We start from the raw sequence: 16,171 nt of genomic DNA, 5'->3' as shown, positions 1-16,171 counted from the left end.
ACTAGCGCCTGAAATACCGGTCATATGTTGAATACAACAGCCTTGGTATAAATGCTCTAATCCACCGTGCAGACTCGATTCGCCGACCTTCATGTCCCAGGTTTTTCTTATAGTTTGAGTTCTTACCCTCCCCCTCAAGGAAATCAAATATACTTATATCTTGGATTGAAAAAGCCGATTCAATATGATAACCGATATGAAGTGTTCCAAGTGATATTTTCTTATTGTATTCATTTACATACCCCAGTTGAATATTATAAACACGCCCTCTACATGCGACATTGATAATTACAGAAACCGGCCTACCGTTTACCGATAGAACGCTGGAGAAGTCGGATAGAAATCGATCACCTTCATCGAGTACCTTTATTATAAATTGACGAATCGCACTATTAAAGGCTTCACACCCCCAGCGCTCCGTGTGCCAGCTGTTAAGTTGATCAAATGCCACACTTTTATTTAATTCATTCAACTTTGTCAAAGCAACTTCTCCCTGCTGCTCTAGAAGCTTGCGACGATTGTACAGCTTTAATCTAGTATTGCTCCCCAAGCCAGCCAGATAATCCGGAAAATATCCATTGCACTTAACTTCATATGAAACTCCAGCTCCTTCAATTCTGTGATGACATTTTGCATTTAAAATTTGTTTATTTATTAAGCCATAGTTTGGGCTAGTTGTATCCATGTCCTGTAAAGACAACTCTGTCCAGTCTGACCACCCGATCAAAGTTTTACAGATAGTACCTAGTACTGCCTCCCTATATTCGGGGTCGACCAAAAAATCCATGTACTCAGCACGTAAACCCGAACTACCTTCCAGACGTTTGCCAAGAAGCTGAATTCGAACAACCGGAATCAAACCATTTATCATCTTAGATCTTTCGCAGTACAGAGGGGCAATTCCTACTAACTTACCTCCAATTCTCACTGCGATGACACGCAACTCACCGTTACTAGGACGAAATATATCCCACCAACCATTCATCCACGCCCAAGATAGAAATAAAGGATTAACACCTGATCGATAAAGCAGGTCAGTCCAATCGGCTTCGGCAGTTGAAAAACAGTTTTCACTCCAAACTGTAACTTGAAACTCTTCTTCTTTCAGATTATTAGGAGCTACAGTGTTCCCATTTATGTTGTGGTCTAAAAGTGTCATTCAACAACCTCATTAGCCAAATGGTACAGCTTCTTCACGTCAGGTTTCATAGGCAACCATCGGCTACAATAACTAAATCCTACGAAACTATAGCCCAGCTTATTTGCTGATTTTATAGATGCGGGGTTATCGTAGTTAATCGCCTCTATTAATCCAACCTTTCCTTTTTCATAAGCCCACTCCTGGGCTTCATTTATCAACGATTTTCGAATTCCACGACCACGAAAATCGGGTGCGATATATAAGCCATAGCCACAAAGTACAGATTGATCAAAGTAGGCTGTATAAGGACCACTGTGCCTATAGGGCTTAACAGCGTACCAAATATATCCAGCCAGAATATCTCCACTGAAGGCTGCAATAAAAACCGCTATACCTTGTTCAATTCTCTGTAAATCTCCATTTGAAAAAGTCACCTGTCCACGTTTCACTAAATCATGAACCTCTTCAGTTTTTAACACACTGACACTTATGCCTTCTGCCCCATCTGAAACCTTAGGTATCCGGTATACTTTTTCAACATGCGACACGCCTATAACTGACAATATTTTATTTATGATTCTATAACCAAGTTCATTCATGACTTCTCCTTTCATACTTCACTACACTATAATGGTGGAATCCAGCTTTCACACTCACGCAATGCCTGGTAGTCGTTATAACGAGTACTTCCAGGCTGTGTCATCAAATTAGTATGGAGTCGACTTAATAGTAATAGCCTTTTTATACGATGTATTTGAGCGACATCACGCGTGGCATCTAACACTTGGCTAGATACCTGATCGTACAACTCTTGCTTAGGAACAAGTTCCGTATAGGAAGGATTTATTTCTAGCCATGCACTAATGTCACTACCAGATGATTCCAGTAGGTCTGAGAATGCTTTGGTATAGGGCGCCCCAAGTTCTGGCCAAGTGATCATCAACTCTTCACGAATAATTTCTTGTATTTTACTTACATCTCTACTGAGCGAAGACAAATCCAGCTCAAAGGCTGACAGGGCTGCCTCACGCTCAATAAGAGCTTCATTCAAAGCACTATAGAAATTTGAAGAACCAAATTCTGCATCTATATCACTGGATAGAATTCGAGCAGCCCTACTAAACTCATTTTTTACATCAATTTTTTGCCATGACGCCCAACGTTCGTTAAAAAGCTGATTTTCAACCAGAAACTCTTCACTACTGGATCTGGGTAAATCAGTGCTCCTCCCATATGCCATAGCATATAGATGCGCCTCGCGAAGAGAAACATTCCCGTCACCATCAATATCAGAGTCACCAACCAACCTATGTCCTAACCTGTCGGATCCGGTGAGGGCCCCCATAAAATAGGATGAGTAATCTCGATATTCATCAGTGTTAATGCTCGCAGTACAGCCTTCTGACAATCGATCTGGTGACACTGATGCAAAGCCACACACCGGTGCTCCCGGACGAACACCTTCTGAAATATTTAGATTGTTGAACGCGAGATGTGTAAAAGACCCTGAGTAGCATTGAGGAAAAACAGTACGAAGGTGAACCCCTTCTGATATCTCTGCAGTAGCATCATATATGCTCGATAAAGAAAGTTCAGTATTATCCCAAAGATAAAGATAATTACCTGAATCTGAAGTCGCCCTTCCGCCATGCCCACTAAAAAAGAGTGTCAATGAATCATCGTCTTCCAATGACTCTACGTTACTGCGTATTAAGGACAAAAGGTTTTCACTATTGAGAACCTGATCGACATCTGAGTTTACTCTCGTAGATTGATAGGATGTTCGATCCAATTGGTCATTTTCAAAAACTCTAGACAACGGGGAAATTGAAGACTCTGCTATATCGAGTCGAGCTACCTCTCTGACAGCTTGACCCGAACTACCAAATAGTGTGATAACTTTATCAAATTCACCGTCTTTAAATACTTTGTCAAACCAAATAACATTGGATTCTATTGAAAATTGATTTCTAGTTGGGTTGGGTCCGCCACCAACATTTAAAACAATATTATCTGAGAGTACAATCGATGAAGCAACTGTCAGCACCAATAAGCCAACTATTTTTTTATACTTGTATACCTTCACAATCGAACCCCCCGTATCAACAGTATTGCCAAACTCAATGATACAAACCAAATAATAGCCAACCCAAGTACAGGCCATAGCAATGCAATTACTAATATTAAAAAAGCAAACCAAATCGATCGACCTGGCCATCGCCCAATTCGGTAGCACAAGAGAACTAAAGCAAGAGATATAAGTAGTGACCCCTCAGCCAAAAGAGCGTGCTCAATAACCTGCATCAGCAACTCTCTCTTTCCACCATATTGCCACTGGTACAATAGTTCAGAACTACCAAATGCAGTATCTGCAAGGAAAAAAAGACCAGCATATACAACACCAGATACAATTATGGCTATTAAATACCTTATCATTGAAGCTAAGCCTCCTTTCCTTTTTTTGGCTCGGGGGTACGACTCTTTGGCCATTTGGTACAAATCTGTTCTTTGATAGGTCGAATTAAATCTTTCAGGTAATAAATTGCGTAGCTTGCTCGACCTGCTAGGTTGCCATTAAATAATGTAATTACTTCTACAGGTGTTTCCTTTGGGTGCCACCGTAATGCCCAGTCGGGACCAGTTACAAGATTAACCTCATTCAGTTTAGCTTCAGCATAAGCCCTCTCCAGAGTGTCCAATAGCAATATATTTCCTGCCCCAAACTCTTGAACCTCTCGCCTATATGCAATTTTCAACAAATATTGAACCCCACTATCTATCAATGACAGCTGGCCTGCTATCGCCCGTCCGTCCGCTAACAGCAAACTTATTGAAAATTGAAGGGTGCCAGAAAATTGCGATCTTAGCTGTCGATAAAAACAAGAATACTCTTCATTTGACAAGATGCTAGTAGCTTGATTATCAGCACCTTTCCAACTGTCATGCTCTACATTTAGGAATATTTCTAAAGAAGAAGGGTCTGTAAGCCCATGTAGGTACTCTAGTTTGTATAGGCGGGCTAACTTACTTTCCAACCTACGTACATTCTTGACGTGTTTTTTAGACAATAGATTACGATCATCGTGAGTACGAGTTAAAAAAAAGAAATTTTGATATGCTGTGTCGCGGTGTTTAGGCCCCGGCCATTGAGATAAAATGGAGGCAATGTTGGAAGGCGATTTAGCTCTTCGAGCTTCGAATCTCTTCCAGCCCGGATACCGAATATTAAATTGCTGATGCAATAAGTGCCCTAATGAACTATTTAGGAAGCCAGAATCAACCAAACAATCGGAAAGATCGATTTGTAAATTATGAGGAAGTGTAATCGTGCGCAATTGGGAATCAAAGCAGAGTGGCATCAAAGCGATTGGAGTATTCTTATGGAATACGCTTAGTACATCAAACGGTATATGTAAATCACTAATTAACGATTCTGTCCATCGCCAATCCTGATAATAGCCACGCACCTTGCTTACTTCGAGAAGATGAGTCCATGCAGATTTTAAATCCACAATGCTACCAGGCTGGCAAGTCCACTTTACAGTTAACTCGTTCACTTCCATACACTCCACTTATACTCTTTGTATTTCACTAGCCATGTTTTATTGACCCGCGTTGATCAACTGCACTCTCAGACCAATCAGCCATTGCCATTCTTCGTCGGCGTCACTCTCGGTGTACTGCACTTCAGTCTGGCTTTGCCAGCGCGGACTGAGTACCCGGATCCAACTGGCATTGGTCTGCCACAAGGCGTCTTCCAGCCACTGATACGACGTATCCAGCGTGGTCGTGGAACGAGGCGAGGCCTGATATTCAAGGCCTAACTCAACCCGGGCGACGCGCACCCTGCCTTCACCCACATTGGTATCGGCGAGGGTCAATTCTTGCTGCTGATCACCCAGTTCCAGCTGTGCAGACACGGTCAGATCGGGCTGCCACTCAACGTCGGTTAGCCCCAGAATCAACTGACGACTGATGGTCAACGCCTGCTGATCAACCGGCGTATTCTGATTGGCAATAGTCTGAGAGCTAAGGGTGTCATCAACGGTTCGGGCCAGTTGTACCTGCCACAACCCAAGGTCTGTCTCGCGTTGCCAACCGGCCGACAGACCATAGGTTTCCAGCTCCTGTTCATTGCGCCGTGCTTCAATCCATTGACCTTCAAGGGTCCAGGTATTGACCCGGGTCTGATACCGCCAGCCCAGCCCATAGCGCCACTCACTCAGACCTGATTCACGCTCCTGAAACCCCGCATCGGCTTGCCACCGTATTTGCTGGCTCTGCTGAAACGCGGGTGCGTAGCCCGCCTGCCAGCCCTGATCTTCAACTTCGGACAGCACCTGCTCAGCATCGACCTGGCGGGAACTCTGCCAATCCCAGCCTGCCTCCAGACGATGGATCAGTCGCTGCCCCTGCCGACTCTGCAGTGCCACAATGGTTGTCACACTGTCATCGACAAAACGAACCTGGCTGAAATCGACGTCATCTTCGGTATGTTGGTGCTCAAGCGACCAGGACAACACCTCATCACTGGAGGTCCAGAGCAAGTCGTTCTCTGCCTGCCAGGGTGTTGTCGGTTGCCATTCGTTGGTAGGCGTGGTCAGCGTTAGGCTGCCCGCGGAAGCCCAGTCAAACCAGGGCGTTTCCAGCGCAAAGTCAAACTCAGGTGTTACCTCCGCCGTCGTATCGGTGCCATCGTAAGCCAGGGCGCCAGTGGCTGCGGATTGCAACGACCATTCAGCCTGCACAGGCGAAATAACCAGGACCAACGACACATACCCCACAGCCATGACCGGACGGGCAAGCTGCCTGTTTATATGACGGGGTCGGTACCCGTTGTTATTGTTGGTACACAACACCGGCCACCCGTTCAGCACCGATTGCCTCCACGGCGTCTTCGATCGCATCCATGCTGGCGCTGCCATAAGGCACCGTAATTACCGACTGGTCGCAGAACTTTGACAACACTCGCGCTTCACTGTTCGCCAGTACGGGTGGCGTGTTGATGACGATGAACCGATCCGGATAGCGGTTCTTTAATTCATACACCAGATGCTCCATGCTTTGGGAAGAAAACTGTTCAACACTGATACCCGTCTCGTTCCCGGCCGGAATAACCGCGACCCGATCAATCCCCGAGGGGTAAATAATCCGATCCAACCCCAGAGAGCGATCCTGAAGATAATCGGTTACGCCCAGTGACAGCGGCGCCGTAACCAGGCGTTGCAAGTCGGAGCCGTAGGGGTTGCAGTCGACCAGCAGCGCCGAGGAATTCAGGTCCAGTGCAAAGGAAATGGCCAGATTCATCGGGGTCAGAATGGAATTGCTACGGACATCAACGGAAGTCAGCATGACCACCATGTTGCCGCCCTGGCTACTGGCATTGCTACCGACCGCGTTCTTCTCGATCAGTTTGATGCGTAACTCACGGTAGGCATTCAACACCGCGCGGTTCTTCATTCCGGAATAGACCAGCTTGTTTTTTTTCATATCGGCCTTCGATATCGGATCCGGATTAGGCATTAGTTCGAGTGACCCCATACGGGTCAGCCGATGCTCCTGGGGCAACAGATCGGTAATAATCTCGGCAGCCCGCGGCTTCTCACGCACGGGCTTGGTTTCACTTTGCAGCTCAAACTCGGTTGTCTGGCTGCGTTGTGCCTTGTTTTTTTCCAATGCTCGCAAGAGCTTACTGTTGTCCATTTATACTCCGGCACGGCATTAAAAGGTAGGCAAAAAGGTGCTGATCAATTCGGGAAATGCACCGAATACTACGTAGCCGTAAACAGCCAGATATACCAACACCAGTAGTGCCAGAAAAATCAGGCTGCGTTTGCTGGCGACCTCGCTAACCGCACTGTTGTAAAGAGGTATGCTGGTGACCAGTTGAACATGCGCTGGTAATTGCGCTTCCATATAGCTGGCTGAACGTACCCGTGGATCAAACAACACCAAAGCTCCGGTCAGGCCCAGCGGCAGCAACAAGCCCAATAAGGGACCCAGTGCTGCAAAATGAGCCAGCTGTAACCCGTCCCAGTTCACCGGGTATGAAGGCGGCTCATGAATTTTATACGTCACTCCTTGCCCTTCGATGTCTAGCGTCATCGACAAGCGGGCATTCTCACGGGTTTTCAGCATGTCTTCGTATACTTCTTTGTTCACGGCGTAATCGCGCGTTAACTCCTGAAGCCGTGCCTGCTTTGACGCCACGGTCTCGGCATTGGCGTACTCGGTTTCCAGCAAATTACTCAGATTATTTAACCGCTGACGCGCAGCGTTCAGCGTCGCGCGCTCACTGCTGATCATTTCTTTGAGGTTTGTCATGGCCGGGTTCTCCACTCGCTCAGCTAAACTGCGCCCCGGGTTATCAATACGCGCTTGCTCAATCTGAGCATTCAAAACGTCTATTTGCTTGATCAAATTTGCGATATCCGGGTGAGTATCCCGGTAACTCAGGCGCAGCTCGGCCAGTTGCTGCTCATACGCTTCAAGACGAAGCTCCCGGCTGGTGGGCTCAATGTTACGTTCCACCGTCAGAAATTCCGGTTCACTCAGCATTTGCGTTTCAAAACTTTGCAGCCGTGCTTCACTGTCCTGTACTGACAGGCGCAGCGTTTGTATTTCGTTCTTGATGCCATTGACCCGGTTGGTCACACTTTGTTCGGTGATATCGATATTCTGGCTGTTGAATTCCTTAAGCCGGTTTTCGGCCGCTTCCAACTGCCGTTGGTAGGCCACAACCTGAGAATCAATGAACTCGAATGCACCTCGACTCTCTTCCCGTTTTTTACGGGATGTTTCTTCAATGAATTCTTCAGTAACGGCGCTCACGACCTTGAACGCCTGATCAGCATTGCTGGATCGGTAGCTTATTTCAACATAGTCGCCATTGGCAGAAATACGAAGCCCGCTGCGCAAGCGGGGGATATGAACATCAGGATTATTAAGGCCGCTTTCAACAGCAACTGAACGCAAAATACGATCGGTAAACACAATGTCTCGTGCCTCTTTGGCACGGTCAATGGTGGTAATTTCCGCCTGGCCTTCGAGCAGATTCCCAATGATATTGCTCACGTCCGCATACAGCATGACTTTCGACGAGTAGGTTTTTGGCATCATAAACCCGGCGACCAGAACAACCGACGAGATCGCGATAAATAACGCCGCTATTACGTAGCGGTAGCGCAGTACTTCCATCTTCAAGGACTGCAATAAATCTTTAATATTACTCGGATCCATTAGAGTTCTCCCCGAAACACAGATTTTTCAGGAACGGTCAGGATATCGGATGGTTGCAACCTATAGTTGGTCCGGATATCCCCCTTGTTCAATATGTCATCCAGGCGAACCCGGTATTCGACATAACCTTGTGGCGTTTCACGGTTTAGTACCGCCCGGTTACCAGCGCCGAACGGACTGATGCCGCCAGCAGCCAGAACCAGATCAACCACGGTCATGCCATCTACAAAGGCAATCGACACGGCTTCATTCACCTGGCCCATCGCCCGAACCCGATACTGATACGCCACACTGACCGGGTTGGTTACCGTCACACTGACTTCGGGTGAAATGATGATGACACTCAGCTCGTTTGAAATGGCGGCAGCCAGTTCTTCCGGGGTTTCACCCTCAGCTTGCATATCACCCATCAGAGGCATGGTGATCAGACCATCCGGTCTGACAACCAGGTCTCGGGTTAATTCCTGGTTGCGCCATACATCAACCCGCAACTGGTCGCCGATACCGATCACATACGCCTGGCGCTTGTGAGTAATTTCCGGACCCTGTGCATCTCTAGTACCGGAAGAAGCACACCCGACCAATGCCAGTGAGCAAACAACACCAAAGGCGGCCAAAATCGCTGTTCTGAAGCCTGAAACATTCATCAATGAACTCCTTTGCCTAGCAGCACCACTTCAACCGTTTGAATCATAATCAGTATGTCCATTACAAAACTGTGGTTCTCGGCGTAATAGAGGTCGTACTCCAATTTACAGCGCGCATCCTCCTCGGACGCGCCGTAGGGGTAATTCAACTGGGCCCAGCCCATCAACCCGGGCTTGACCGCATGGCGATGAGTATAGAACGGAATGCTGTTTTCAAGATCGATTACGAATTCAGGCCGCTCCGGCCGGGGGCCGACAAAGCTCATGTCGCCGCGGATGACGTTATACAACTGAGGGATTTCATCCAGCCGGGTGTTGCGGATGAAGGCACCTACCCGGGTAACCCGGGAATCCTGGGCCTGGGCCCAGACGGCTTTGCCATCTTTCTCGGCGTCCTGGCGCATGCTTCTGACTTTGTAAATCTTGAACGGCTTGCCATGCTGCCCGGTGCGAATCTGGCTGTAAACGAAGGGTCGGCCCGACTCCAGATAAACGGCGGCAAAGACAACCAGCATAATCGGCGCCAGTAGAATTGCCAGCGCCACACTGACCACCAGGTCGAACAACCGTTTTATGGTATCGCGGGCCTTAGATGCCTTGAACCCGTCGGAGAAGATGATCCAGGAGGGTTGTAACAGATTCAGGTCAATCCGGTTGAGTTCACGCTCGTAAAAAGCCTGGGCACTGGAGATTTGTACACCACCGAGCTTGCACCGTATCAGATCGTCCAATGGAAACTGAGCACCTTCAGTCCGCCGACGCTCCTGTGTTGCAACAACGATTTCGGAAATCCGGTTGTTGATACAAAAGGTGAACAAATCGTCCGGGGTCGGCATGCAGGCGTGAGCGGGCAGGGCTCCATCTTCACCGCCCAGGTAGCCCAGGATACGAACGCCCAGACTGCGCCGATAGCGTACATATTCCCGGTGAATCTGACCGGCCAGTTGCCCGGTTCCAAGCACCAGAATCCGGCGCGACAGTTGGTCTGAATCGACCAGGTGAACAAAGGCACGCCGTACCAGCATAGTAATACCGGTGGAAATCATCACCGCCCAAAACAGATTGGAACTGCCTACATCCAATGCTGGCCAGATCACCGTAACCACCGACAACCCCAACGATCCGAGAAAGCAAAAAGCAACCAGCGTTCGGAAAAACATCGCGGCGAAGCCTTCGCGCATCATCGCCAGATAGACACCCATGGCGAGGGAGCTGGCACTGAGTAACGAGGCATATAAAAAAGAAGACCAGAGACTGTAGGAGACTGGCACCAAGTCGAGTGCCTGCTGGATCTGGCTGAGTAAGTAAAAGCTCAGAAACAGCACCAGAAACTCGAGCATGCCGAGCGCCAGGTACGGAGCGTGCAGGTAGTGTTTGCGAATACGAATATACGACACAGTTGCTTCCTTGCCCAATGTTCGGGAACGATAACCCAGTTGGTTTGCACCAATGAGATAGCCAACTCCTATGGCTAACGCGCGTAACAATGGTGCTCTTTTTCCGTACAAATCACAAGTCCTAACCCTAGTGCATATTCTGACTAGAAGCAGTAAACTTGCCTTTCAAGGATAGCCAACCGGGCTGCGTTATTCCAGCGCAAAACACCCGGATGCAATGTTACAGGATGTAGCCATGCTCGCCGGAACCAGGATCGTCAAACAGCCAGCCGCCATCGATGCTATGACTATTGATGTGGAAGACTATTTCCACACTCTGGCGCTGGCTGGCGCAGTTTCGCGGTCCGACTGGCACCGCCTGCCCTCCCGCGTTGAAATGAATACCGACCGGCTGTTGGAATTGTTTGAGCAGCAGCAGGTGCAGGCTACCTTCTTTATGTTGGGCTGGGTTGCGGAACGTTTCCCCAAGCTGGTGTATCGCATCGCAGAAGCCGGTCATGAGATCGGCTGTTATGGCTTCCACCACCAGTCTGCGCACGATCAGCTGCCCACAGCATTTCGGGAAGAAACCCGACGCGCCAAGCATCTATTAGAGGACCTGAGCGGACAACCGATTGATGGCTATCGTGCCGTTAACTGCTCGGTTACCCGTAGCTCGCTTTGGGTTCTGGATGTACTCGTTGACCTCGGGTTCAAGTGGGATGCCAGTATTTACCCCATCTACCATGATCAGTACGGACTCCCCGAAACCCCCTCTGAACCCTACACGATCATCACCCGCTCGGGTGGATCATTATTTGAATTTCCGTTTACTACCGCTAATTTCCTGGGGCTTCAGGTACCAGTTTCCGGAGGTGGCTCCTTTCGACAGATGCCCTACCCGCTGTTTCGTTATTTGTATCGTGCAGCCGGGCACAGCGGAGACACCCCGCGGATGTTTTATCTGCACCCCTGGGAGATCGACCCCGAGCAACCGCATTTTGGTGGGTTGAGTATGCTGTCCCGGCTGCGTCACTACCGCCACCTCAAGCCTTGCTTTAAACAGTTCAAACGTCTGCTGGACGATTTTAATTTTACCACGCTGAGCCAAAGCCTGACCGGCCACCGCTCTGCAACCACTTATACTAATCTGGACGGCTCGCTCGTTCAGTTAATCTGACTGACCACTGGCAAACACACTTTCACAGGATGTGACTATGACCCAGGAACTAACCACCCCAGCTCGCAATGCATCCGCTACGGCCAATCATTTGTCCCACAACCGCCGAATCTCTATTATCGGCCTCGGATACGTTGGCCTTCCCGTCGCCGTGGCGTTCGGGCACCAGCACGTTTGTGTCGGCTTCGACGTCAACATCAGTCGCATCCGACAATTGCAGCAGGGCGATGACCATACCGGAGAGGTAGCCATCGAGGACCTGACCCGGGCCGACATTCTTTTCACCAGTGATGCCTCTGACCTCACCCAGGCCGATTTTCACATCGTTTGCGTACCAACACCGATCAACGATTCCAAACAACCTGACCTCACGCCGCTGATTAAAGCGTCTGAAACACTTGGCCCCCAGCTTAAAGCCGGTGACATAGTGGTTTACGAATCGACCGTTTACCCGGGTACTACGGAAGAAGACTGCGTACCCGTATTGGAACGCACTTCGGGCCTGACCTGCGGTGTCGATTTTTTTGTTGGCTATTCACCCGAACGAATCAACCCGGGCGACCATGAACGCACCTTTACCAATATCCTGAAAATTGTGTCTGGTCAGAATCCGGAGATTCTCGACATTGTTGCCCGGGTCTATGAATCGGTGGTGACCGCTGGAGTGCACCGGGCACCTTCAATCAAAGTAGCCGAGGCGGCAAAGGTTATCGAGAACACCCAACGCGACCTCAATATTGCGTTAATGAACGAACTGGCCATTATTTTTAATCACATGAATATAGACACCACTGAAGTACTCGAAGCCGCGGGCACCAAGTGGAACTTTCTGCCATTCAAGCCGGGCCTGGTCGGTGGGCACTGCATTGGCGTTGACCCCTACTATCTAACGCATAAAGCTGAAAAACTCGGGTATCACCCGGATGTTATTCTGGCTGGCCGCCGAATTAATGACGGCATGGGTGAGTTTTTGGCGACCCAGATCGTCAAGCAGTTGGTGGCCCGCAATCAACCGGTCAAAGGTGCGCGACTGGGTATCTTCGGAATTACGTTTAAAGAGAATTGTCCCGACATTCGCAACTCAAAAGTCATTGATGTTATTCATAGCCTGCGCAGCTGGAACGTCAAGGTAGTGGTTAATGACCCGCATGCCGATGAAGCCGATACGTTGCATGAATACGGTTTGCCACTGGCCGGGCTCGAAGACATGAACCAGTTGGATGGCATTGTGATCGCCGTTGCTCATAACGAATACCGGGCTATGACACCTTCAGACCTGAAAAGTATGTTGACACCAGGGGCAGGTATCTTCGATATAAAATGCATTCTCGATCGGACCCGGTGCGCTGAACTGCAATTGCCGGTCTGGCGCCTGTAACCCCGGTACCCGGCAGGAGAACCCTTATGCCCCAACGCAACACGTCAGAGAACCCGCGCGCCGTCCACGCCCTGAGCATTGATGTGGAAGACTACTTTCACGTCGCCGCGATGGCCAAAGTTGTTAAACCCGCCGACTGGGGTGCGATGCCATCGCGGGTTGAAGCCAATACTGAAGCCCTGCTGCAACTGTTCGAACGCAAAGGCGTTAAAGCCACGTTTTTTGTGCTGGGCTGGGTTGCGCAGCGGTATCCGCAACTGATTCGCAGGCTGGCTGACCATGGTCATGAAATTGCCTCGCACGGCTACAGCCACCAGCTCATTTACAATCAGACACGCGACGTTTTTACCGAGGAAACCCGACGCTCAAAATCGTTGCTGGAAGACATTGTTCAGCAACCGATAACCGGCTATCGCGCAGCCAGTTATTCGATTACTCACCGTTCTCTCTGGGCACTTGATGTACTGACTGAGTTGGGCTTTACCTGGGATTCAAGTATCTTTCCAATCCGCCACGATAACTACGGCATTCCCGGATCCCCGCGCGAGCCTTACCTGTTGCAAGCCGCCAACGGCCAAACACTGCGAGAGTTTCCGTTAACCACAGCTCAAATATTGGGTATCTCCATTCCTGCGGCGGGTGGAGGTTATTTTCGTCAATTTCCTTATCCTGTGTTTCGACAGTTGTTTCGCCAGGCGAGCCAGGGGGATACCGTTCCCCTGATGTTCTATTTACACCCCTGGGAGATCGATCCGGATCAACCCCGATTTGATGCCGCTAGCTGGTTTTCACGATTCAGACACTACACAAATCTGGACCGGTGCTATGCTCGTCTGGAGCGGTTACTGGATGATTTCCAGTTTGATACCGTGTCAAACAGTTACCGGCAGTATCAACCGGCTGACACTGTGTTTTATGCAAATGAACTAGGAAAAGCGGTCTGACCCCGATGACCAGATCTGTCATCGCCCCTAGAACTGTTCGGTGCCCAATACGGGTACCCAACTGGATGCACTAGCATGTACCTCGAACATTTCGGCCTGCAACGTCACCCGTTCCGGATGGCACCGGAAGATGAGTTTATTTATATGAGTCAGCAGCATTCGCGTGCGTTCGTGTATATGGATTCAGCCGTCTGGAGCCCGGAAGGCTTCGTCGTCGTTAGCGGCGAAATCGGCTCGGGCAAAACCACCTTGCTGAAAAAGTTAATGCGCGGTCTGAGCCCGGATCTTAAGCTGTTTCACATCGCCTACACCAACTTAAAGTCGGATGATCTGTTTCATCTGATCGTGCGCCAGGCAAGCCTGCCTTACGATGACAAAAACAAGGTGTCCATGCTGTTGGCGATCAACGACTATCTGCAGAAACTCTCCGACCAGGGTGTGCCTGTGGTGCTGGCGGTGGATGAAGCACAGAACCTGAGCCGGGAAAACCTGGAAGACATTCGTATGCTGTCGGGTCTTGAGGGCGCTGGCGGACCGGTGATGCGGGTCATTCTTCTGGGCCAGCCTGAACTGAAAGACGCTATTTACAATATTCCACAATTGGCTCAGCGCGTTAAACTCTTCTTTCACCTCAACGGTTTGAGTGCCAAGGAGACCGGAGAATACATCGACCATCGGCTCTTTATAGCTGGCTATGAAGGCGACACGCTTTTCGACGCCGATACCGTGCAAAAAGTGCATGCTCTAAGCAAAGGTATCCCGCGATTAATTAACAAGCTGTGCGATGGTTTGATGCTGTGCGCCTATTCCGACGAGCGCACCGACATCAACGCCACTGACTTGGTCGAAATTCGCCAGGATTTGATGGGCGAGACGTTCATGGCACATATGGAAGCCGAATCCGGCGACGAACCGGGCTCTGAGCAACCCGAGCCGCCCACCATTTCGAGCGTTTCAGGCCCGGACGACGAAACGGCATTGTGCCGCATCGCCGGTGCTCTGGAACGCATTGATGCCAAGCTCGAACGGTTGATTAGCCAGCAAGACACACCGCCTAACAACGTTAAGCCGCTGAATCCGAAGCGCCGGAGTTAGGAGCCTGTCGAACTTGGGGACCTTCAGGCCCAGCCTTGCAACTCTTGCGTGACGATGGTGTTCAGCATTTCAATGCTCCGGTCGGATGCATTCAAGCACGGCAGTACATCGCACACGTCACCACCTGCTTCCAGAAAACTGTCGCGGGCCTCGATGGCAATTTCTTCCAGCGTTTCGACACAGTCGGACACAAACCCGGGCGTTGCCACGGCAATGCGCTTGATGCCTTCTTTGGGAAACTGTTCCATCACCTCGGCAGTATAGGGTTTCAGCCACTGAGTTGGCCCCAACCGGGACTGAAAGGTAACCCGCACCCGCTCCTTCGGCCAGCCTAGCCCTTCACGCAGCAAGCGTGCAGTCTTCTGGCAATGGCAGTAATAGGGGTCACCCTTGTCGAAATACGCCTGCGGCAGGCCGTGAAAAGACAGTACCAGCACGTCGGGCTCCTGTTCCAGCACCGCCAGTTGCTCCCGGGTTTGGGACACCAGCGCATCAATGTGGGCCGGGTGATCATGCCAGGGGTGTGCAACACGCAGCGTGGGCTGCCAGCGCATTTTCTTCAGCGTATTAAAGACGGCATCGGTCACTGAGGCGGACGTGGTCGCGGAATACTGCGGGTACAACGGCAATACCAGTAACCGGTCACACCCCTGCGCCATTAGCGCTTCGATGCGCGACGATATTGACGGTGTGCCATACCGCATGGCCCAGTCAATCACCCACTCCGGCCGCTGTTGTTGCAAGCCTTCGGCCTGTTCGCGGGTATAACGCCGCAGCGGTGACTCATCCGGGTCGGTGAGCCAGATCTTCTGATAGGCCGCGGCGGATTTTTTCGGGCGAAAGGTCAGAATCGGGCCGAACAAGATTGGCCACCAGATCAGCGGGCTGGCTTCGATGATACGCCGGTCCATCAGAAATTCTTTCAGGTAGCGGCGCACACTGGCGGTATCGGGGGCATCCGGCGTGCCCAGGTTAACCAGCAGGACGCCAATACGACCGTGTTTTACAGCAGGGTGTTGTTCGGGTGTTATCATTCCGTTCCTTCCAGTCAGGCGATATAGACGAGTAGATCTTTACGGCGAGGGCTACACCATGAATACTGATAAACCATTGTAACGCGACCGGGGCGCTGACCGATAATGCACGACCAGTCTCAGCTTTTATATCTATA

14 protein-coding genes are annotated in these 16,171 nt (G+C 50.1%); 4 read left to right on the top strand and 10 right to left on the bottom strand.

The features are described from left to right. Position 1: 1 nt before the first annotated feature. From WEB54_RS15495 to WEB54_RS15455, 9 genes are all read right to left on the bottom strand, one after another. The gene (locus WEB54_RS15495; protein ID WP_368056624.1) at positions 2-1,159 is read right to left on the bottom strand and encodes a GNAT family N-acetyltransferase; all 1,158 of its coding nucleotides are present in this window, start codon (positions 1,157-1,159) and stop codon (positions 2-4) included. Then, positions 1,156-1,740: an N-acetyltransferase family protein gene (locus tag WEB54_RS15490; protein WP_368056623.1), complete on the bottom strand. Its 585-nt coding sequence runs from the start codon at positions 1,738-1,740 to the stop codon at positions 1,156-1,158. Before WEB54_RS15490 ends, WEB54_RS15495 begins: the two co-directional genes overlap by 4 nt. A gap of 26 nt (positions 1,741-1,766) precedes the next feature. Further along, on the bottom strand, positions 1,767-3,359 hold the full coding sequence (locus tag WEB54_RS15485) for a hypothetical protein (protein ID WP_368056622.1): 1,593 nt from the start codon (positions 3,357-3,359) through the stop codon (positions 1,767-1,769). Positions 3,360-3,582: 223 nt separating this feature from the next. Then, positions 3,583-4,698 (bottom strand): GNAT family N-acetyltransferase, encoded by a 1,116-nt coding sequence (locus tag WEB54_RS15480; RefSeq protein WP_368056621.1) that lies wholly within the window; start codon positions 4,696-4,698, stop codon positions 3,583-3,585. 45 nt (positions 4,699-4,743) lie between these two features. Then, entirely contained in the window at positions 4,744-5,916 is a 1,173-nt protein-coding gene (locus WEB54_RS15475) for a hypothetical protein (protein WP_368056620.1), read from the bottom strand. A 64-nt stretch (positions 5,917-5,980) separates the two neighbouring features. Beyond that, a complete protein-coding gene (locus tag WEB54_RS15470) occupies positions 5,981-6,844 on the bottom strand; it encodes a hypothetical protein (protein WP_368056619.1) in 864 nt (287 codons plus the stop codon). Between the two features lie 18 nt (positions 6,845-6,862). Beyond that, positions 6,863-8,380: an XrtA system polysaccharide chain length determinant gene (locus WEB54_RS15465; RefSeq protein WP_368056618.1), complete on the bottom strand. Its 1,518-nt coding sequence runs from the start codon at positions 8,378-8,380 to the stop codon at positions 6,863-6,865. After that, the gene (locus WEB54_RS15460; protein WP_368056617.1) at positions 8,380-9,027 is read right to left on the bottom strand and encodes a polysaccharide biosynthesis/export family protein; all 648 of its coding nucleotides are present in this window, start codon (positions 9,025-9,027) and stop codon (positions 8,380-8,382) included. Before WEB54_RS15460 ends, WEB54_RS15465 begins: the two co-directional genes overlap by 1 nt. After that, positions 9,027-10,424: a TIGR03013 family XrtA/PEP-CTERM system glycosyltransferase gene (locus tag WEB54_RS15455; RefSeq protein ID WP_368056616.1), complete on the bottom strand. Its 1,398-nt coding sequence runs from the start codon at positions 10,422-10,424 to the stop codon at positions 9,027-9,029. Before WEB54_RS15455 ends, WEB54_RS15460 begins: the two co-directional genes overlap by 1 nt. 235 nt (positions 10,425-10,659) lie before the next feature. Here WEB54_RS15455 and WEB54_RS15450 point away from each other — a divergent pair, with 235 nt between their 5' ends. The 4 genes from WEB54_RS15450 to WEB54_RS15435 all read left to right on the top strand — a co-directional run bounded on the left by WEB54_RS15450 (position 10,660) and on the right by WEB54_RS15435 (position 15,000). Next, on the top strand, positions 10,660-11,583 hold the full coding sequence (locus tag WEB54_RS15450) for an XrtA system polysaccharide deacetylase (protein WP_368056615.1): 924 nt from the start codon (positions 10,660-10,662) through the stop codon (positions 11,581-11,583). A gap of 37 nt (positions 11,584-11,620) precedes the next feature. Next, positions 11,621-12,961, top strand: coding sequence for a nucleotide sugar dehydrogenase (locus tag WEB54_RS15445; protein WP_368056614.1), 1,341 nt, complete (start codon positions 11,621-11,623; stop codon positions 12,959-12,961). Between the two features lie 26 nt (positions 12,962-12,987). Beyond that, positions 12,988-13,905, top strand: a complete 918-nt coding sequence (locus WEB54_RS15440; RefSeq protein ID WP_368056613.1) for an XrtA system polysaccharide deacetylase — start codon at positions 12,988-12,990, stop codon at positions 13,903-13,905. 75 nt (positions 13,906-13,980) lie between these two features. Next, on the top strand, positions 13,981-15,000 hold the full coding sequence (locus WEB54_RS15435) for an ExeA family protein (RefSeq protein ID WP_368056612.1): 1,020 nt from the start codon (positions 13,981-13,983) through the stop codon (positions 14,998-15,000). Positions 15,001-15,023: 23 nt separating this feature from the next. On the opposite strand, the gene hemH is transcribed toward WEB54_RS15435, so the two are convergent. Then, positions 15,024-16,034, bottom strand: coding sequence for a ferrochelatase (gene hemH / locus WEB54_RS15430; protein ID WP_368056611.1), 1,011 nt, complete (start codon positions 16,032-16,034; stop codon positions 15,024-15,026). Between the last annotated feature and the right edge of the window lie 137 nt (positions 16,035-16,171).

The organism is Saccharospirillum sp. (assembly GCF_040881935.1).
In the GTDB taxonomy this organism is placed as follows: Bacteria; Pseudomonadota; Gammaproteobacteria; order Pseudomonadales; family Natronospirillaceae; genus Saccharospirillum.
The sequence above is the reverse complement of the archived record's forward strand: the minus strand, read 5'-3'. Positions and strand labels throughout refer to the sequence as shown.